Annotated in this window: 16 protein-coding genes; 6 read left to right on the top strand and 10 right to left on the bottom strand. The window is 58.2% G+C overall.

Annotated elements, in window-relative coordinates:
- Positions 1 to 2: 2 nt before the first annotated feature.
- Positions 3 to 629 (bottom strand): J domain-containing protein, encoded by a 627-nt coding sequence (locus tag GOW48_RS08795; RefSeq protein WP_170352576.1) that lies wholly within the window; start codon positions 627 to 629, stop codon positions 3 to 5.
- 108 nt (positions 630 to 737) lie between these two features.
- On the opposite strand from GOW48_RS08795, the gene GOW48_RS08790 reads away from it, so the two are divergent.
- Entirely contained in the window at positions 738 to 992 is a 255-nt protein-coding gene (locus tag GOW48_RS08790; RefSeq protein WP_170753030.1) for a BolA family protein, read from the top strand.
- Between the two features lie 67 nt (positions 993 to 1,059).
- On the opposite strand, the gene GOW48_RS08785 is transcribed toward GOW48_RS08790, so the two are convergent.
- The 6 genes from GOW48_RS08785 to pepN form a co-directional block, all read right to left on the bottom strand.
- Positions 1,060 to 2,085 (bottom strand): hypothetical protein, encoded by a 1,026-nt coding sequence (locus GOW48_RS08785; RefSeq protein ID WP_170753029.1) that lies wholly within the window; start codon positions 2,083 to 2,085, stop codon positions 1,060 to 1,062.
- On the bottom strand, positions 2,085 to 2,504 hold the full coding sequence (locus tag GOW48_RS08780) for a DUF4177 domain-containing protein (protein ID WP_170753027.1): 420 nt from the start codon (positions 2,502 to 2,504) through the stop codon (positions 2,085 to 2,087). The genes GOW48_RS08785 and GOW48_RS08780 overlap by 1 nt, the downstream gene beginning before the upstream one ends.
- A 159-nt stretch (positions 2,505 to 2,663) precedes the next feature.
- Entirely contained in the window at positions 2,664 to 4,175 is a 1,512-nt protein-coding gene (gene gatB / locus GOW48_RS08775) for an Asp-tRNA(Asn)/Glu-tRNA(Gln) amidotransferase subunit GatB (RefSeq protein WP_170352580.1), read from the bottom strand.
- Positions 4,176 to 4,248: 73 nt separating this feature from the next.
- Positions 4,249 to 5,499, bottom strand: coding sequence for a hypothetical protein (locus tag GOW48_RS08770; RefSeq protein WP_234899414.1), 1,251 nt, complete (start codon positions 5,497 to 5,499; stop codon positions 4,249 to 4,251).
- 132 nt (positions 5,500 to 5,631) lie between these two features.
- Positions 5,632 to 6,060: a hypothetical protein gene (locus GOW48_RS08765; RefSeq protein ID WP_170352581.1), complete on the bottom strand. Its 429-nt coding sequence runs from the start codon at positions 6,058 to 6,060 to the stop codon at positions 5,632 to 5,634.
- Entirely contained in the window at positions 6,057 to 8,609 is a 2,553-nt protein-coding gene (pepN, locus tag GOW48_RS08760) for an aminopeptidase N (protein WP_170753026.1), read from the bottom strand. The genes GOW48_RS08765 and pepN overlap by 4 nt, the downstream gene beginning before the upstream one ends.
- Before the next feature lie 205 nt (positions 8,610 to 8,814).
- Here pepN and GOW48_RS08755 point away from each other — a divergent pair, with 205 nt between their 5' ends.
- The 3 genes from GOW48_RS08755 to GOW48_RS08745 all read left to right on the top strand — a co-directional run bounded on the left by GOW48_RS08755 (position 8,815) and on the right by GOW48_RS08745 (position 12,435).
- On the top strand, positions 8,815 to 10,950 hold the full coding sequence (locus GOW48_RS08755; protein WP_170753024.1) for a malate synthase G: 2,136 nt from the start codon (positions 8,815 to 8,817) through the stop codon (positions 10,948 to 10,950).
- Positions 10,951 to 11,031: 81 nt separating this feature from the next.
- Positions 11,032 to 11,457, top strand: a complete 426-nt coding sequence (locus GOW48_RS08750; protein WP_170352584.1) for a GlcG/HbpS family heme-binding protein — start codon at positions 11,032 to 11,034, stop codon at positions 11,455 to 11,457.
- A gap of 198 nt (positions 11,458 to 11,655) precedes the next feature.
- Positions 11,656 to 12,435, top strand: a complete 780-nt coding sequence (locus GOW48_RS08745; RefSeq protein ID WP_170753022.1) for a gamma-glutamyl-gamma-aminobutyrate hydrolase family protein — start codon at positions 11,656 to 11,658, stop codon at positions 12,433 to 12,435.
- A 48-nt stretch (positions 12,436 to 12,483) separates the two neighbouring features.
- Here the strand turns inward: GOW48_RS08745 and GOW48_RS08740 are convergent, their stop codons facing one another.
- The gene (locus GOW48_RS08740; protein ID WP_170753020.1) at positions 12,484 to 14,724 is read right to left on the bottom strand and encodes a xanthine dehydrogenase family protein molybdopterin-binding subunit; all 2,241 of its coding nucleotides are present in this window, start codon (positions 14,722 to 14,724) and stop codon (positions 12,484 to 12,486) included.
- A gap of 3 nt (positions 14,725 to 14,727) precedes the next feature.
- Complete coding sequence (locus GOW48_RS08735) at positions 14,728 to 15,192, bottom strand: (2Fe-2S)-binding protein (protein WP_170352587.1); 465 nt, start codon at positions 15,190 to 15,192, stop codon at positions 14,728 to 14,730.
- Between the two features lie 88 nt (positions 15,193 to 15,280).
- Between GOW48_RS08735 and GOW48_RS08730 the strand changes: the two genes are divergently transcribed.
- Positions 15,281 to 15,874, top strand: coding sequence for a TetR/AcrR family transcriptional regulator (locus GOW48_RS08730; protein ID WP_170527522.1), 594 nt, complete (start codon positions 15,281 to 15,283; stop codon positions 15,872 to 15,874).
- On the opposite strand, the gene kynU is transcribed toward GOW48_RS08730, so the two are convergent.
- The gene (gene kynU / locus GOW48_RS08725) at positions 15,867 to 17,060 is read right to left on the bottom strand and encodes a kynureninase (RefSeq protein WP_170753018.1); all 1,194 of its coding nucleotides are present in this window, start codon (positions 17,058 to 17,060) and stop codon (positions 15,867 to 15,869) included. The two genes, GOW48_RS08730 and kynU, sit on opposite strands and share 8 nt — an antisense overlap.
- A 171-nt stretch (positions 17,061 to 17,231) precedes the next feature.
- On the opposite strand from kynU, the gene GOW48_RS08720 reads away from it, so the two are divergent.
- On the top strand, positions 17,232 to 17,681 hold the full coding sequence (locus GOW48_RS08720; protein WP_234899413.1) for a methyltransferase family protein: 450 nt from the start codon (positions 17,232 to 17,234) through the stop codon (positions 17,679 to 17,681).
- The last annotated feature ends 186 nt before the right edge of the window (positions 17,682 to 17,867 follow it).

The raw sequence follows: 17,867 nt of genomic DNA, 5'->3' as shown, positions 1-17,867 counted from the left end.
AGCTACTTAAAGTTCCGGCTGTCCTTGATCTGATCCCAGGCCCAGACAACCTCTTGCAGTTGTTCTTCCTGGCTGCGGTCACCGCCGTTCATATCGGGGTGCAGCACCTTGATCAGTTTCTTATATGCTTTGCGCACTTCAGCTTTGGTCCAGCTGTCATTGGCTTCCAAGATTTCAATCGCACGGCGCTCGGTGGGGGGCAGGCGGCGGCCGCCGCTGCCTGCGGTGCGACCTTTGTTTTGCGTGCTGTTTGCACCCAGAACCTGATGGGGGTCTTCAATACCAAGACGGGCCCAGGCACGGGCCTCGGGGTCACCCATGGGTTTTGTTTCGCGTTCCCAGACCTTGTCTTTGGATCGCTGCGCGTTCAGCTCGGCCTCGGTCGTGCCGTCGAAGAAATTCCACTTCTGGTTATATTCGCGCACATGCTGCTGACAGAACCAAAAGAAGTCATCCAGCACATCCGGCGCTTTGGGGGCGCGGAACTTGCCCGGCTCGTCACAGCCTTCATGGTCACAGATTCGGACCGAGGTCTCGGATGCGCCCGACATCCCCCGACGTCCGCGCGGGTTCTTTTTCTTGGCGCTAGAGACGGACATATCGAATCCAAAGGGGTCTGATTTCGTCATTCTGTGATCCTTAAGAACGCATCTTCTCGACTCGGAGGCAGCAGTTTAGTCTAAGCTGCCGAAAGTAGAAGAGGGGAGGCGGTAAAATTTTTGCCGCTGAGCGTAAAAATGACCGTGACTGACGAAATCCGCACTGCCTTGCAATCCGCCTTTGACCCGCATGAGCTGGAAGTAGTGGATGACAGCGAAAGCCACCGGGGCCATGCGGGCTTTCAGGAAGGTGGCGAAAGCCACTTTAACGTGCGCATCCGTGCGGCTGCGTTCGAAGGCCAATCCCGCGTCGCCCGCCACCGCGCTGTTCACAAGGCACTGGGGGACATCGTCCCGCGTATCCACGCGCTGGCGCTGGACATAGGGGTATAGTGGTGCGGTCTCGACCGCGCGGGGCGCTTGGAATTCGAGATTGGGTATCCGACTGAATTCGACTTCGTCAATTCACAGTTACCATGCAAACATCGTGTTTCAACTTCCGCTCTTCAGAGAGATAAACTCTTCGGACCAAAGACATCTTTCCCGGCCTTGAAGCGATTACTTCGAATTCTTCGACGTCAGTTAAGCCAATTTTTAATGGCGTGTTTATTTCAATCGGCGGCAAGTTCTGCGTAAATCGGCCTGAAGAAAAGTTGATGTTATTTCTGTATTTTGACAGTTCTAATTGTGCTTTGCTACCTTGGCCCAAGGTAAGATTTTTACCCTCAGTATCTTTGCAAGATTCAATGAGCTCTGTCTGGTAATCTTGTGTGGTCGACGTACTTTTAGATACCTCGACGTTGCATATTCCCCCTATTCCTCCAAACTTTGATTGATCTTCTGGGTGCCAAACATAGTTCGCCCAGCCCGGGGTTTGTCCGCGCAGTTGAATCAGCTCAGTGGTAACTGGAGCGACGGCCAATACAGTCTTGGGAACGCCACTGATTTCTACAAGGTCGTAGGGGGGCTCAAATATTTGAACGTGCCCCGGCGTCAGCGTCTCGACACCTGCAATCTGTTTGAGATCGCATTCGCCAACTTGCGAAGCTATAGGGTCATAAATAGTTGGGTCGAATTGGTTGGCTTTGACCATGCAAATGTGCACAATCGAGCCATCATCCTGTTTGAACACGAGTTCGGTCTCTGTGCCCGACTTGTTAACAGTTTGGCTGGCCCCCCCTGCCGAATAAACCCCCCGATAAATGCCCGCATAGACGAGCGCACCGTTCCCATGCCGGATGGTTGGGTAAACCGTTAGGTCACCTCCTTCAGTTTCGATTGAGGAATAAGGGACCGGAGGAGTCACCAAGCCAAAGAAGCCAGCAATAACTGTCCCCTCAGCATCAATATTTGTCACGCAGTTAGGAGGGGTGTTCGCGCCCGCATCAGCGTGCAGCTGACCGGTGAACATCAAAGTGAAACAAACGCAAAGTGTTGAAACAAAAGAATGTGAAATCAAAAATGTCCGATTGGCAATGCTGTTCATTATTTCTCCGGCGGTGCGTCGTCCGAACTGGAAACTGTTTCCAAGCCCTTCAATGACAGCGGCGGCTCTTGCACCTCTTCCGCAATCGGGGCTGGGGCCACGACCATTTCGGGGCCCGGAACAGGCTGGGCCAAGGGTACGCCTTCGGGCGTTTCTGTCGGGCTGCGAGTGGTGACAAAAGTCAATTCGATTTCGCGCCGGAACACCAGCACGTTTCGCCAGTTCACGGTCGAACTGGTAAAGCCTGCGCGTTCTTCACTGGGTAGAAGTTCTGCGCGCTGATATTCCCAGCCGTCCTGACCCATTTGGTTCAGCACCTGTTCGATCGAGGCCGCAAACCGGCCTTCGGCGGTTTTTGCGCCCTTTGATTTGCCGCTTTTCTGCGGGGCGGGGACAACTTTGTATTCGTAGCGCGGCATCGGATCTTCCTACCTGTTCGTTCCTGGCAATCTAGCATGTTGAGGCCATTGGGAAAGTCTCCTTCGCGCCGTGCCCGGCGTGTGTTGCCCGGACACAGCGCAAAAGAAGGGCGGCAAAGGGGATGCCCTCTGCCGCCCTTTGCATCAAATTCAGTTGGTTCAGTCGCCCAGTTTCTTGGCAACCAGCTCGTTCACGGCCTTGGGGTTGGCCTTGCCGCCGGTGGCTTTCATCACCTGACCAACGAACCAGCCCGCCAGTTTCGGGTTCACCTTGGCTTTTTCCACTTGCGCGGGGTTGGCGGCGATGATCTCGTCCAAAGCGGCTTCGATCGCGCCGGTATCGGTGACCTGTTTCATACCGCGCTCTTCCACGATCTGCGCCGGGTCACCGCCTTCGGTGTAGACGATCTCGAACAGGTCTTTGGCGATCTTGCCCGAGATGGCATCCGAGGAAATCAGATCAATGATCCCACCCAACTGCGCAGGCGAGACCGGGCTGTCGGTGATGTCATGGTCTTCTTTCTTCAGACGACCGAACAGCTCGTTGATCACCCAGTTCGCGGCAAGCTTACCGTTGCGGCCTTTTGCGACCTCTTCGAAATAGGCGGCGCTTTCCACTTCGGCAGTCAAGACCGAAGCGTCGTAGTCGGTCAGGCCAAACGCCTCAATGAACCGCGCCTTTTTGGCATCGGGCAGTTCGGGCAGTTTGGCGGCGATGTCATCGACCCAGGCTTGTTCAATCTCCAACGGCAGCAGGTCGGGGTCTGGGAAATAGCGGTAATCATGCGCCTCTTCCTTGGACCGCATCGAGCGTGTCTCACCCTTGTCCGGGTCATAGAGGCGGGTTTCCTGCTCGACCTCACCACCCGCTTCGACGATGGCGATCTGACGGCGGGCTTCGACCTCAATCGCCTGCTGAATAAAGCGCATCGAGTTCATGTTCTTGATCTCACACCGCGTGCCCAGATGCGAGAAATCCTGCGTTTCCTGGTATTTCTCATATGCGCCCGGCAAACAGATCGAGACGTTCACATCCGCCCGCAGGTTGCCGTTCTGCATGTTGCCGTCGCAGGTGCCCAGATAACGCATGATCTGGCGCAGCTTGGCGATATAGGCGGCGGCCTCTTCGGGCCCGCGAATATCTGGGCGGCTGACGATCTCCATCAGGCAGACGCCGGTCCGGTTCAGGTCGACGAAAGACATATGCGGGTCCATGTCGTGAATCGATTTACCTGCGTCCTGCTCCATGTGAATGCGTTCGATCCGCACCATGCGCGCGGTGCCGTCGCCCATTTCCACCAGCACTTCGCCTTCGCCCACGATGGGGTGGTACAGCTGGGAAATCTGGTAGCCCTGCGGCAGGTCAGGATAGAAATAGTTTTTGCGGTCAAAAGCCGATTTCAGGTTGATATCCGCCTTCAAACCTAGCCCGGTGCGCACGGCCTGTTCCACGCAATATTCGTTGATCACCGGCAGCATTCCCGGCATAGCCGCGTCCACAAAGGCCACGTTCGAATTCGGCTCGGCCCCGAACTGGGTCGATGCGCCAGAAAACAGCTTGGCGTTCGATGAGACCTGAGCGTGCACCTCCATCCCGATCACCAGTTCCCAATCGTGCTTGGCACCAGCAATGGTTTTGATTTTGGGCATTTCGTATGTCAGGTCGAGCATGGCGCGCCTCTAATTTCCGCAGAAGTCTAGGCTTGCGTATTAGGCCCGGCGCGCCAAAGGGGCAAGGGGGAATTCAGTGGCTGGAGAGGTGTAGGCCCGTTGAGGTGAAGGTCACATCCATACCGTTGCGCAGTTCTTCACTAAACAGGTTGCCAATCGCCCGCAGCGCGTCGCGGTGACCACGTGCCGCAAACCGTTCAGTCGAGTTGACGCGCGCCGCGTTGTTGAAGCCGTTGGCCGCATGTGCCCAGATCAGCGGGTGCAATTCGGTCAGGTGATCGCGGATCAACCAGTTTGCGGCCTCGTGGATTTGAGCGCGAACAGCGTCCGCCTTTTCATTCCGGCCAATGCCACGCTTGATCGTGATCGCGCAGTATGCCGCCAGCATATTTACCATTTCTTGATCGGGGCGGTTGCTCAGAATGTCATGAAGGCCCTGCAGGAAGTATTCGACATCGAGCCGCGCACAGGCTTCGTCATCCAGCACGATCGCGTCGAACTGCGCCCAAGTGTAACCACCTGCGCCCCAGATATTATGAGTTCTGGCGGCGTTGCGCAGGGCTTGGACCTCAAGCTCTTCGTAGCTGCCGAACCAGCGTGGCAGCAGATGCGTGCCCATAGCGCGCATATGGCGTTGGTTATGGGGATCCAGCGTAATCAGGCGTTCGTATTTGTCGGCCACACGAACATGCGTCTTACGCTGTCCGGCCAGCAGAGCACAATCGGCCGCTGCAACCAAAGGGCTGTCCGGCGCGGCCTCACGGCATTTCGGAAGGATCGCGGCGGCGCGGTCGAAATGAGCTGCGCAACGCGACTGATGCAAAGAGGGCAACTTGTCTTCCGTGGCCGTCCCGCGCCATGCCCACGCGATGTCGATATGGGCCAAAGCAACGACGAGAGCGATCATCGCATCGTCCGCGTTGTCGCGCATTTCGTCTTCTAACTCCGAAATACCACCCAGCAGGTCGTAGTCGCGCACTTCTTTCAGGTCCGACAGGGCGTGCTCGACGGCCAAAACCACGTCCGCACGAGCACCAAACGCCAGTAGATCGGCGACCGGCATCCCATCTGATCCCGACTCGCGCGCATCGTCGGCCGCCTTCATCTGCCGAGACAACTCGGACCACATTCCCTGTCGGGCCAGATGGCGTCCGCGTTCAATCGCATCACGACCTGCGATGTCCTCGGAACGCGCATCAACGACAGGAATATTCACTTGGCCACGCTGCGGAAACACCGCAGACACATCTGGCGCCAGACACAACTCCGGGTGGATTTGGGGGACAGATGCGCTGGGCGCGTTGGACTTGAAGAACCGCAACATGGTGAAACTCGGTAACTGTAAAAACTGGTAACGTTGGACTTAATCTTTCTCCTGATTTTGCTCAAATTCAAGATTCAGGGGTCGTTTAGCGCTAAATTCGTGAACAATCCAGGTTGAGTATCCGGATTACCGCTAGAATACAGTAAAATGATGCCGTTCAACCCGTAGCCCGGTGGCCTGCAGAACCTGCTGAAACACGCGGTGCGGAGGGGTAGATTCATCAGGCAGGCGAATCTTTTTCTCGGAATTCAGGACCAGCGATACACGCACTGAGAAATCCCAGCGCGTGTCCATTCGAACGTGGTCAATATCGGCAAGATTGACCTCGGCCTTGCGCGGTCCGGTGAACCAGCTCAACGTATCCTTCCCCACCGACAATCCGGCTTTGGTACCCTGCACAAAGTCCCAAACAGCGGGTAGAGTGGTCAGGGCCAGCGGAGCGATCAGCCACCATACCGCGTCAAACCACACGACCAGAGCGATCAACGCGCTGTAGATGCAGAGCAGGATCGCCAAAACGCGCGGCGTTCTGTTCTTCCGGGTGAACGTGTAAGGCGTCATGCGTCCAGGATGCGTGACACCATTTCGGTCGTGTCCCGCGACAGGTTGGGCGTCTCCGCGATGCGGGTTAACTTTGCGCGCATCAAGGCCTGACGATTGGTGTCATAGCGTTTCCACGTCTGGAAGGCCGAACACATCCGTGCCGTGGTTTGCGGGTTCACCGGGTCCAGTTTGATCAACCAGTCCGCCAGCAGGGCATAGCCCGCGCCATCGGCCCGGTGGAACCCGGCATGGTTCATCGCAAGCGCACCCATGACGGCGCGGAAGCGGTTGGGGTTTTTCCAGTTGAAATCCGGATGCTCGGTCAGATTGCGCGCCACATCCGCCGTCGCATCCGGTGCGGCCATCGAGACTTGCAGGCCGAACCATTTATCCATCACCAACCGGTCGTGTTGCCATTGGTCATAGAATGCGGCCAGTTCGGCCTCGCCCTTGCCAGCGCGCAGCAGGTAGGACAGGGCGGTCAGTTGCAGAGTCATGTTGTCGGCGGTCTTGTATTCCTCGGCGGCCTTGGCGCCCCCGTCCAGACGTGAGGTCAGCGCCAAAGCGGCCCCGCCCAACGCGCGTTTGCCCGATTGATTGGCACCCGGGTTGTACGGAGCATCAATCACGGTCTCGCTGTGCAAACGCGGCAGCAGGTCCTGTACGTGCTGTGCAGTGACCTGCCGCAGCGTCTCGACGGCGGTCCAGATCGCCATCGGATCAGGCGTTTCGCCATTCTCGTGCAAGGCAGCCGCCAATTCCGATTGCGTCGGCAGACCCAGCATCAGTGCGCGGTAGGCCGGGTCCAAGTCACCATCGCGCAGCACAGCCAGAAGACCATCCAGATAGTCCGCGTCGGGGGCTGCATCGGATTGGATCATGTTCAACAGCGTGTCTTCGGCCAGCGAGCGCCCGGCTTGCCATCGGTTGAACGCGTCCGTGTCATGGGCCAGCAAAAATGCGCGCTCTGCGTTGCTTTGATCCTGTTCCAGGATAACCGGGGCCGAGAAATCCCGCAGGACCGAGGCCGTTGGTTTGGCCGCCAGCCCGGTGAAGGTAAAGCTTTGGCTGGCCTCGGTCAGTTCCAGCACCTCTGTTGTGCGGACCTCATCGCCATTGGGGCCCAGAAGACCAACGGCCACCGGGATCACCTGCGGCAGCTTTTCGTCCTGACCCGGCGTGGGTTCGGTGCGCTGCGACAGGGTCAGGGTGTAGGTGCCGTCTGCCCATTCTTCGGCTACCGTCACGCGCGGAGTGCCGGATTGGCTGTACCAGCGTTTGAACTGACTCAGATCGCGGCTCGTCGTATTCTCGAATACCTTGATCCAGTCTTCGATCGTGCAGGCTTGCCCGTCATGGCGGTCGAAATACAAATCCAGCGCGTTGGTATAGGCTTCATCGCCTACCAGCCGTTTCAGCATACCGATAATTTCTGCACCTTTCTCATAAACGGTGGCGGTGTAGAAATTGTTGATCTCTTGAAAGCTTTCGGGTCGCACCGGGTGAGACAACGGCCCGTTATCCTCGGGGAATTGCCGTGCGCGCAGGTCGATGGCGTCGTGGATGCGTTTCACCGGGGCCGAGCGCATGTCTGACGTGAACTGCGCATCGCGGAACACGGTCAGACCCTCTTTCAGGCACAGTTGAAACCAGTCGCGGCAGGTTATGCGGTTGCCGGTCCAGTTGTGGAAATACTCATGCGCGATGATCGCCTCGATCCGCTCAAAGTTCATATCGGTCGAGGTCTCGGGGCTGGCCAACACGGCGGAGGAGTTGAAGATGTTCAGCCCCTTATTTTCCATCGCGCCCATGTTGAAGTCATCGACAGCCACGATGTTGAACACGTCCAGATCGTATTCACGGCCATAGACGTCCTCGTCCCATTTCATCGACTTTTTCAGCGCCTCCATGCCAAAGGCGCATTTGCCCTCGTCACCGGGGCGGACCCAGAGGTTCAACTCGACGTCGCGCCCGGACATGGTGGTGAACTGGCCGGGATGGGCAATTAACTCGCCCGCGACAAGCGCGAATAGGTAGGCAGGCTTGGGCCACGGGTCGGTCCATTCGGCCCAGCCTTCGCCTTTGCCGCTTGGGTTGCCGTTGGACAGCAGTACTGGCAGATCGCCATTGATGCGCACGGTGAAGGTGGACATCACATCAGGGCGATCGGGGTAGTAGGTGATCTTGCGGAACCCTTCCGCCTCGCACTGGGTGCAATACATGCCGTTCGACATATAAAGCCCCTCAAGCGCGGTGTTGTTGCCGGGGTCAATCTCAACCTCGGCCTCCCAGATGAAGGGCGCGTCGGGGGCGGGGGCGGTCAGGCCCTTGTCGGTCACCTCGGGCGTGATCTGCACCCCGTCAATGCAGGCGCGGATCAGGGTCAGCTCTTCGCCGTGCAAGAAGAATGTGCGGTCCGTGGCATCAGGGTTGGGGCGGAAAGCAATGCGCGATGTCACGCGGGTGGCGTGCGCTGCCAGATCGAAGGTTAGATGCACGCTGTCCACAAGATAGCCAAAGGGCGTGTAATCTTTCAGATAGATCGTCGTAGGGGCAGCGTCGCGCATCTGGGCCTCGCATCGGTTGGAGTTTGAGGCGACGTTATGGTCTGTGGCAATGGGCTGCAAGCGGTGTCGGAGCCCAACCAAAAGCTGGTCACGTAATTTTGGTAAGTTTTTTTTACCGAAATTGTTGCGGCACGTTGCCTATCGGAAACTTTCACTCTAAATGCTGGCTGCACACAGTGGTGCACAAAAAGGCGGGAGGAACACTATGACCAGCAGACAGACACGCAGCGGGCTTCAAGTTGATACGGTTCTGGCCGAGTTCATCGAAGACAAGGCGCTGCCTGGCACCGGTGTTACGGCCGATGCGTTCTGGGATGGTCTGTCGCGGATGGTGTCCGAGCTGGGCCCAAAAAACCGCAACTTTCTTGCCAAGCGTGAAAAGATGCAAAGCCAGCTGGACGCATGGCATCTGGACCGCAAAGGACAGGACCACGACGCCAGCGCCTATCAGGCATTCCTGCGCGAGATCGGCTATCTGGTCGAAGAGGGTGACGACTTTCAAATCGAAACTGCCAATGTCGATCCCGAGATCGCCTCGACACCCGGCCCGCAGCTGGTTGTGCCGATCACCAATGCCCGTTTTGCACTGAACGCCGCCAACGCACGTTGGGGCAGCTTGTACGATGCGCTGTATGGCACGGACGCGATGGGCGATCTACCCGCCGCCGGAGGGTACGACGAGGCGCGTGGTGCCCGTGTGATTGCATGGGCCAAAGGTTTTCTGGACGATGCTGTACCGCTGGCTGCAGGCTCGTGGGCCGATGTGTCCGATCTGCGGGTCGAAGGCGGTGCGCTGGTACCTGCGCTTGCCGACGCTGCGGCATTTGTTGGCTTTGGCGGTAAGGCTGAGAAGCCTGATTTTGTTCTGCTGAAGAATAACGGGCTGCATGTGAAAATCGTTGTCGATGCCTCTAGCAACATTGGTGCTGCCGACCCGGCTGGGATTGCTGATGTTCATCTGGAATCGGCGCTGTCCACGATCATGGACTGCGAGGACTCGGTGGCCTGTGTGGATGGTGAAGATAAGGTCGTGGCCTATAGCAATTGGCTGGGCCTGATGAAAGGCGATCTGGCCGAAGAAGTGACCAAGGGCGGCACCACCTTCACCCGGAAACTGGCTGACGATCTGACCTATACCACCGCAGGCGGCGAACAGGATGTGCTGAAAGGCCGCTCGCTGATGCTGATCCGCAACGTGGGCCACCTGATGACCAACCCCGCCGTTCTGGATGGTGAAGGCAATGAGATCGGTGAGGGCCTGATGGATGCGCTCTGCACCACGCTGATTGCGATGCATGACCTGCAGCGTGAAGGTGGGAATTCGGTCAAAGGCTCGGTTTATGTGGTCAAGCCCAAGATGCACGGGCCAGCCGAAGTCGCTTTCGCGGTCGAGATTTTCGATATGGTCGAAGACATCCTTGGCCTGCCGCGCAACACCGTTAAGCTGGGCATCATGGATGAAGAGCGCCGCACCTCATCCAACCTGAAAGAATGCATCCGCGCCGCGAAATCTCGCGTGGCCTTTATCAACACCGGTTTCCTTGATCGGACCGGGGATGAGATCCATACCTCTATCGAAGCAGGTCCGATGCTGCCCAAGGGGGACATGAAAGTGACGCCTTGGATTACATCGTATGAGGATCGCAATGTCGATATCGGTCTAGCCTGTGGTCTGAAAGGCAAGGCGCAGATTGGCAAAGGCATGTGGGCGATGCCCGACCGGATGGGCGATATGCTGGATCAGAAGATCGGCCACCCGAAATCTGGCGCGACTTGCGCGTGGGTGCCGTCGCCGACCGCTGCAACTCTGCACGCCACGCATTACCACAAGGTCGACGTTTTGGCCCGTCAGGACGAACTGGCCGCAGGCGGCGCGCGCGGAACGCTGGACGACCTGCTGACCGTGCCGCAGCTGGGTGGCCGCAACCTGAGCGAGGACGAGATCACCCGCGAGATCGAGAACAACGCGCAGGGCATTCTGGGCTATGTTGTGCGCTGGATTGATCAGGGTGTGGGCTGTTCGAAAGTGCCGGATTTGAACGATATCGGTCTGATGGAAGACCGCGCAACCTGCCGGATTTCGTCGCAGGCGCTGGCAAACTGGCTGCTCCATGACGTGGTGAGCGAAGAACAGGTGATGGCGGCGATGCAGAAGATGGCCGCCGTGGTGGATCGCCAGAACGAAGGCGACCCAAGCTATCGCCCGATGGCCCCCGGCTTTGATGGTGTGGCGTTCCAAGCGGCCTGCGATCTGGTTTTCAAAGGCAGGGTTCAGCCTTCGGGTTACACCGAGCCGGTTCTGCACACGCGCCGCTTGGAGCTGAAGGCTAGCCTGGGGTGAATGAATGGGGTTGGAACGAGGGGGCTGTCTGCCCCTCCCGCTCCCCCGAGGATATTTTTGGCCAGATGAAAGGGATCAGGCATGGCTGTTACATTGCGTAAGGCGCGCACGATTGTGCGCAAGGCTTTGGAAAAGGGCCGCGAATTGGAGCTGAAACCTCTGTCAGTTGTTGTTCTGGACGCCGGTGGTCATGTGATCGCCTTTGAGCGCGAAGACGGTGCCGCGCCCGGTCGTTTTGCGATTGCGCAGGGAAAAGCCTATGGGGCGGTCATGCTGGGTATGGCAGGCACCGCGCAGATGGCCCGGGCCGAGGCGCAGGCGTACTTCATGGCCGCTGTGAACGGTGTATACGGCGGGCAGGTTGTGCCTGTGCCGGGCGGCGTATTGTTGCGCGACAAGAAAGGGGCCGTGATCGGCGCTGTTGGCGTGACCGGCGACACCTCGGACAATGACGCGATCGCGGCGATGGCGGGGATCGAAGCTGCCAGCCTGATCGGCGAGATTTGATGAACCTGTCGAAGAGCCCCCGGGCCCTTCGACTTTCGGTGTTCGTGGAATGCCTCACAAATGGTCATTTGACTGTTTCTTGTTCCACTTGTGCATAAGTGAACAAGGGCCTGCGCTGCCACACAGGGGCTGTGCTATTGCGCGCTGCTGTGACGGCGGCTAGCTTTCCCGAAACGCAAAAACAACCGGGAAAGAAGAATGCCTCGACCTATTGTGGGTATTATCGGCAACTCATACTTGTTGGATGATCAATACCCGACCCATGCCGGTGGGACCATGAATTCGGACGCGGTTGCGAACGTGTCAGGCTGTTTGCCGATGCTAATTCCGGCTGATCCCCGCTACGTTTCAGTGGAAGAATTGCTGGACGTCTGTGACGGCTTTTTGCTGACCGGCGCGCGCCCTAATGTGCACCCCGAGGAATATGGTGAGTCCGCAACCGATGCGCATGGCGATTTTGATCGGGCGCGGGATGCGATCGCACTGCCGTTGGTGCGGGCCTGTGTCGAAAGGGGCCAGCCGTTCTTTGGCATTTGCCGCGGGTTTCAAGAGGTCAACGTGGCGATGGGGGGAACACTTTATCCCGAAATTCGCGATCTTCCGGGGCGGATGAACCATCGCATGCCACCGGATGGGACGTTGGAAGAAAAGTTTGCGCTGCGCCATATCGTGACACTGTCCGAAGGCGGCGTATTTCACCGTTTGATGGATGCGACCGAAGTCATGACGAATACTCTGCACGGGCAGGGGATCAAGACGGTCGGGCATCGGGTTGTGGTAGATGGCCACGCGCCGGATGGAACGCCAGAAGCGATCTATATAAAGGACGCCCCGGGTTTTACGCTTTCGGTGCAATGGCACCCGGAATGGGATGCCGAGAACGATCCGGTCTCGCGCCCGCTGTTCAAAGCGTTCGGAGAAGCTGTTCATGCATGGTCTGCTGGCTCTAAGGCCGCGACACTGCAGCAATCGGCATAGAAGGCGTGCGCCGGTCCAGGAGAGAAGAACCAGACCGGCGCATCGCGATCAAACCAGCAAATCGAACTGATTGATCAGTGGCAGGGTGCGTGCGCGCTCGCCCGTGAGGTCGAACAACGCGTTTCCAAGTGCAGGCATCGACGGAGGTGTGCCAGGCTCACCCACGCCTCCCAGGCGCGGGTTGGTTTCGAGGATGCGCACCTCAGTCACCGGAGCGTTGTGCATGCGCAGTGCGTCATAGTCGGGGAAGTTGAATTGCTCTACTTCTCCGTCCGCAAACGTGATTTCCCCCATAACGGCGGCCGACAAGCCGTACATCATTCCACCGAACATCTGCGCCTCGACCGTGCCCGGATCCAAAGCGATGCCCACGTCGCAGGCGATCCACGCTTTAGCGATGCGAATGGTGCCGTCCTCGTCGACCACTTCGATGACCTGAGCAACCGGCGTGCCAAAGCTGTAGGTCATGGCGACGCCCCGTCCAACACCGTCTGGGGTTTCTCCGGTCCAGCCGGACATCTCTTTCACGGCTTGCAGAACACCTGCAGCTGGGGCGAATTCGGCCTTGGCCAGCTCCAGCCGGAACTCCAGCGGGTCACGACCTGCGGCATGGGCCATTTCGTCCATGAAAGTTTCGTGGAAGAACCCGTTATGGCTGTTGCCGACCGAGCGCCAGAAGCCTACTGGCACGGCCAGATCGGCGATGTGGCCGCTGATGCGGTAGTTCGGTACTGCGTAGGGCTGGTTGAACAACCCCTCGACAAGAACCTTGTCGGGGCCGCCGCCCGGCAGGCCAGTATAGCGTTCAACTGCTTGCTGCGTGCTGGATTGCGACGCCACCTTACCGTCGATCAGAACGGCAGTGCCATCCTTGACCGCTCCGCGCATCCGGGCGATTGCACCGGGGCGGTAGTAGTCGTGACGCATATCCTCTTCCCGGCTCCAGGTCGTCTGAACCGGAACATTGGGTACCGCCATCGCAACTTTGGTGGCGATTTCTGCAAAGTCCAGTTCACCACGGCGACCGAAACCGCCCCCTAGATAGGTGGTATGAATATCGACCGCCTCGGTATCCAGATTGGCCGTATTCGCGGCGCGGATCTGGATTAATGTCGGTGCCTGGTTGCCACACCACAGGTCTAGCTTGGTGCCAGTGAACAGGGCCGTGGCGTTCATCGGCTCCATTGTGGCGTGGGCCAGATACGGCACTTTGTATTCCGCCGAGATTTCTGTCGCGCCGTCGGGCATAACGTCCACATCGCCATCATCGCGCATGGTCGAGTTTGGCGCGTCGTCAAACGCTTCGGCAATCTTGGCAAACAGGCTGTCGGTTTCGGGGGGGTAGTGGGCGTCACCCCAGTCGATGTCGATGGCTTCGACCGCCTGTATGGCAAGCCAGGTGTTGCTTGCGACCACCGCGACACCGTTGCCCAGATTGACGATCTTTTCGACGCCGGGCATGGATTCGGCTGAACTGGAGTCATATCCCTTCATTGTGCCGCCCAGCCTCGGGTTCATTCGAACGGAAGCGAATTTCAAACCCTCGGGTCGCACGTCGATGCCGAACTCAGCTGTACCGGTGGATTTCCCTACCACGTCGACGCGGGGAAGGTTCTGACCCAATAGGCGCCAGGTCGATGGGTCGCGCAATGCAACGTTGGGCGGTTCGATTTGACCAGCGGCTTCGGCGAGCTCGTGATAAGAAATGCGCGTGCCATCCGGCGCGATCACTGCGCCGCGTTCGGTTTTCAATTGTGCCCGATCCACGCCCAGCCGATCAGCGGCGACCTGCTTAAGCGTCTCACGCGCGGTGGCACCGGCTTCACGCATCCGCTCGAACCCGTCTTTCATAGAGGTCGAGCCACCTGTGACTTGAAGGCTCAGCGGTTTGCCAAGCACGCCAAGGGCCTCGCCCAGGTTGTGCTGGAACTCGCTGGCGTCATAGCCCTTATTTGGCAGCCCCTCGGCCATGAGTGCCGAGTTGTAATAGGCAGCAGCCGCGGGGCCGTGCAACACGCGGATGTCGTCGATCTCAACATCAAGCTCTTCGGCAATGAGTGCGGCCCACGTGGTCATAACGCCCTGTCCCATCTCGGCACGCGGAGCAAACAGGGTTACTCCCTGCTGGTCTATCAGGACAAAGGGGCTAAGGGCGGTCTCTCCTTTGCCGGGTCGCAGCGGGTTCGCGGCCGGACGCGTGACGTAATAAGCGCCAAAGGCGACACCGCCGACAACGGCGGCCGAGCCGATAAGGAACGTACGACGGAGGATTTTTCCAACAGACGCCATGGTTTATGCCTCCTTCAGTTTGGAGGCCGCGTCATGGATCGCAGCCCGGATGCGCGGGTAAGTGCCGCAACGGCAAAGGTTTCCTTGCATTGCGTCATCAATATCGGCGTCCGTCGGCGTTGGATTTTCGGCCAGCAGCGCCGCGGCCTGCATGATTTGACCTGACTGACAATAGCCGCATTGCGCAACCTGATGATCGACCCATGCCTGCTGGATCTTGGCCATAGCAGTTGGCGTGCCAAGCCCTTCGATCGTGGTGATGTCGCCCCACACATCTGACAACGCAACTTGGCAGGACCGAACGGCCTCGCCGTCAATGTGAACGGTACACGCGCCGCACGCTGCAACGCCGCATCCGAACTTTGTGCCGGTCAGTCCAAGCTCATCTCGCAGGACCCACAAAAGAGGGACGTCTTCAGGCAGGTCGACCTGATGTGACGTTCCGTTGATCTTCAGATTGGTCGCCATTGCGCTTCCTCTTGCCTTGTAGCTGTCGTTACTTTCTGACATGGTTAGCTGAATATGTCAGATGGTCAACTGACAAAATGGGTAAAAAATGTCAAAAGCTACACTGGAAAATTATGTTTTGGATGATAAGTGCCTGACTATATTGGATTCGGCGCTTCAAGCCTTCTCGGCTTATGGGTTCAAAAAAACGTCAATGGATGACATCGCCAAAGGCGCGGGTATGTCCCGACCTGCCCTGTACCTGCATTTTCAAAACAAAGAGGCCATCCTGCGCCAACTGACACATTTGCACTACGAGCGTAAAACGGCCGCCGTTGCCGAAGCGCTGAATATGGAGGGATCAGTTTCACAAATCATCGGAAATGCGATCCATGTGCAAACGGATGGCATGGCCGAGATCATGTCCTCGCCCCACGGGCTAGAGCTGCTGGATGCCAGCGTGTCCACTGCCGCCGATATCGTGACACAGGGTGAGGCGCAGTTGATGGCGCTTTATGCTGACTGGCTGCGGCGCGAGGCAGAAAAGGGGCGGGTGCGTTTGTTCGATGGGCCAAGGGAAACAGCCAAGATGATTGCCTCAGCGCTGCGCGGGATAAAAACCTCGGCCAGCGATTATCAGGAATTTATCCGCTCAAACTCTAATCTTGCCACGGTTATTGGAGCGGGAATCGAGGTTACGTAACCCGCTGGCGCGTTTTGTACTCTGGCGTATCCCATAGTCGGTTCGTCATTATGTCGGTAAGAATTTTGACAGCGTTCTCAACGTCCTGCGCGTCTATATAGAGCGGGGTGAACCCGAACCTCATGATGTCAGGGGCCCGGAAGTCTCCGATCACACCGCGTGCGATCAAGGCCTGCATGGCGGCATAGCCTTCGGCAAACCGGAAGGAAACCTGACTGCCACGTTGGGCCGGATCACGCGGGCTTGCCAAGGTCAGGTCGGGGCATGTGGCCTCGACCCGAGTGATGAACAGCTCGGTCAATTCGATAGATTTCGCGCGCACATCCGCCATATCGACCATGTCCCAGATTTCCATCGCCGCTGACAGCGCCGTCATTTGGATGATCGGAGGAGTGCCGACGCGCATCCGTTCGATCCCGTTACCGGGGCGGTAGTCCAGATCGAATGCGAACGGGGCTTCGTGCCCCAGCCAGCCCGACAGGGCCGGGCGTACGCGATCCGTCAAACGGGGCGCGACATAAATGAATGCGGGCGCACCGGGGCCGCCATTGAGATATTTATAAGTGCAGCCCACCGCGAAATCGGCGTTGCAACCGGACAGGTTCACCGGAATTGCGCCGGCGGAATGGGCCAGATCCCAGACCGTCACGGTACCCTTTGCATGGGCCAGTTCGGTCAGTGACTTCATGTCGTGCATCCGGCCGGTGCGGTAATCGACCTCGGTCAGCATCAAAACCGCTACGTCCTCGGTGATGTGTGCGGCGACATCTTCGGGGGCGACAACGCGCAACTCATAATCCGACCCAAGCGAGCGCAAAAGGCCGTCAACCATGTACAGATCCGAGGGAAAGTTGCCGCTGTCTGACAACACTACCCTGCGATCCGGGCACAGCTCCAGCGCCGAGGCGACGGCCTGATACACCTTGATCGACAGCGTGTCGCCAGTCACGACACTGCCCGGTTCCGCTCCGATCAGCCGCCCGATGCGATCGCCCAGACCTGTGGGCAACCCCATCCAGCCGGCCTTGTTCCAGCCAGTGATCAGCATCTGACCCCACTCATCCTCTATCATGCGGGCCACGGTTTTCCCGGCGGCTTGGGGCAGGGGGCCCAGAGAATTTCCGTCCAGATAGATCACTCCGTCGGGTAGCTCAAAAAGGGCTTTGGTCGCGGCAAAATCGGTCATCGCAGGGAGTGGCCTTGTGTTAAGAATGCGTCTTTTTCAATGGCGTAACCGATCCTGAATTCTCTGTCCATTGATGCGACATCCCGCGCTTTTGCGAATCCGGCCTTAAAACGGTACGAGGACACGCAGAAGCGACGTGCCGTTGCATGTCGTCCGCTGCGGAGGCTGCCAATGCGCTGGGTCGATATACCACCTGTCTGGCTTGTCGGGTTTGCATGTGTTGCCTGGCTCCAGGCGCGCCATTTCCCGATGGGGTTGTCCCTGGACAGCGGCCTGACCGATTTGCTGAGCGGCATTTTGATCGGCGGCGGCATCTTGCTGGCGGTTCTGGCTGTGGCCGAGTTTCGTCGTTTCAAGACAACAGTCATTCCGCACGAAACGCCCTCGTCTTTGGTGCAGTCGGGCATCTATTCACGCAGCCGAAATCCGATCTATCTGGGCGACGTGTTGATTCTGGCCGGTCTGGTTCTGCGCTTCGATGCAGTGCTGTCGCTGGCCCTGATTCCGATCTTCGTCTGGTTGCTGGAGCAGCGCTTTATCCTGCCTGAAGAAGATCGAATGCGGCGGAGTTTCCGCACTGATTTCGCCCGTTACGAACGCAAAACCCGCAGGTGGATTTAGAGTGGCCAAGGCAATGACACAGCGTCACGGATGCTGCGCTTGCGAAATAATGTTGCGTCAGCTACACAGCGTGCTTATCAAACATATCCGATGAACCGCTCGGACCGAGTGAAACTTAGGGGGACTGCCAGTGAAGCTAGGCACACCAAAGGAAATACTGGACGGTGAGAACCGGGTCGCGATGAC

It is taken from the genome of Ruegeria lacuscaerulensis, from assembly GCF_013033355.1.
In the GTDB taxonomy this organism is placed as follows: Bacteria; Pseudomonadota; Alphaproteobacteria; order Rhodobacterales; family Rhodobacteraceae; genus Ruegeria; species Ruegeria lacuscaerulensis_A.
The sequence above is the reverse complement of the archived record's forward strand: the minus strand, read 5'-3'. Positions and strand labels throughout refer to the sequence as shown.

Coding starts and splice junctions, on each gene's coding strand:
- GOW48_RS08780 (WP_170753027.1), bottom strand. CDS start 2,504: ATGCCGCGCTACGAATACAAAGTTGTCCCCGCCCCGCAGAAAAGCGGC.
- GOW48_RS08785 (WP_170753029.1), bottom strand. CDS start 2,085: ATGAACAGCATTGCCAATCGGACATTTTTGATTTCACATTCTTTTGTT.
- GOW48_RS08770 (WP_234899414.1), bottom strand. CDS start 5,499: ATGTTGCGGTTCTTCAAGTCCAACGCGCCCAGCGCATCTGTCCCCCAA.
- GOW48_RS08745 (WP_170753022.1), top strand. CDS start 11,656: ATGCCTCGACCTATTGTGGGTATTATCGGCAACTCATACTTGTTGGAT.
- GOW48_RS08755 (WP_170753024.1), top strand. CDS start 8,815: ATGACCAGCAGACAGACACGCAGCGGGCTTCAAGTTGATACGGTTCTG.
- gatB (WP_170352580.1), bottom strand. CDS start 4,175: ATGCTCGACCTGACATACGAAATGCCCAAAATCAAAACCATTGCTGGT.
- GOW48_RS08795 (WP_170352576.1), bottom strand. CDS start 629: ATGACGAAATCAGACCCCTTTGGATTCGATATGTCCGTCTCTAGCGCC.
- kynU (WP_170753018.1), bottom strand. CDS start 17,060: ATGACCGATTTTGCCGCGACCAAAGCCCTTTTTGAGCTACCCGACGGA.
- GOW48_RS08790 (WP_170753030.1), top strand. CDS start 738: ATGACCGTGACTGACGAAATCCGCACTGCCTTGCAATCCGCCTTTGAC.
- GOW48_RS08750 (WP_170352584.1), top strand. CDS start 11,032: ATGGCTGTTACATTGCGTAAGGCGCGCACGATTGTGCGCAAGGCTTTG.
- GOW48_RS08740 (WP_170753020.1), bottom strand. CDS start 14,724: ATGGCGTCTGTTGGAAAAATCCTCCGTCGTACGTTCCTTATCGGCTCG.
- GOW48_RS08730 (WP_170527522.1), top strand. CDS start 15,281: ATGTCAAAAGCTACACTGGAAAATTATGTTTTGGATGATAAGTGCCTG.
- GOW48_RS08720 (WP_234899413.1), top strand. CDS start 17,232: ATGCGCTGGGTCGATATACCACCTGTCTGGCTTGTCGGGTTTGCATGT.
- pepN (WP_170753026.1), bottom strand. CDS start 8,609: ATGCGCGACGCTGCCCCTACGACGATCTATCTGAAAGATTACACGCCC.
- GOW48_RS08735 (WP_170352587.1), bottom strand. CDS start 15,192: ATGGCGACCAATCTGAAGATCAACGGAACGTCACATCAGGTCGACCTG.
- GOW48_RS08765 (WP_170352581.1), bottom strand. CDS start 6,060: ATGACGCCTTACACGTTCACCCGGAAGAACAGAACGCCGCGCGTTTTG.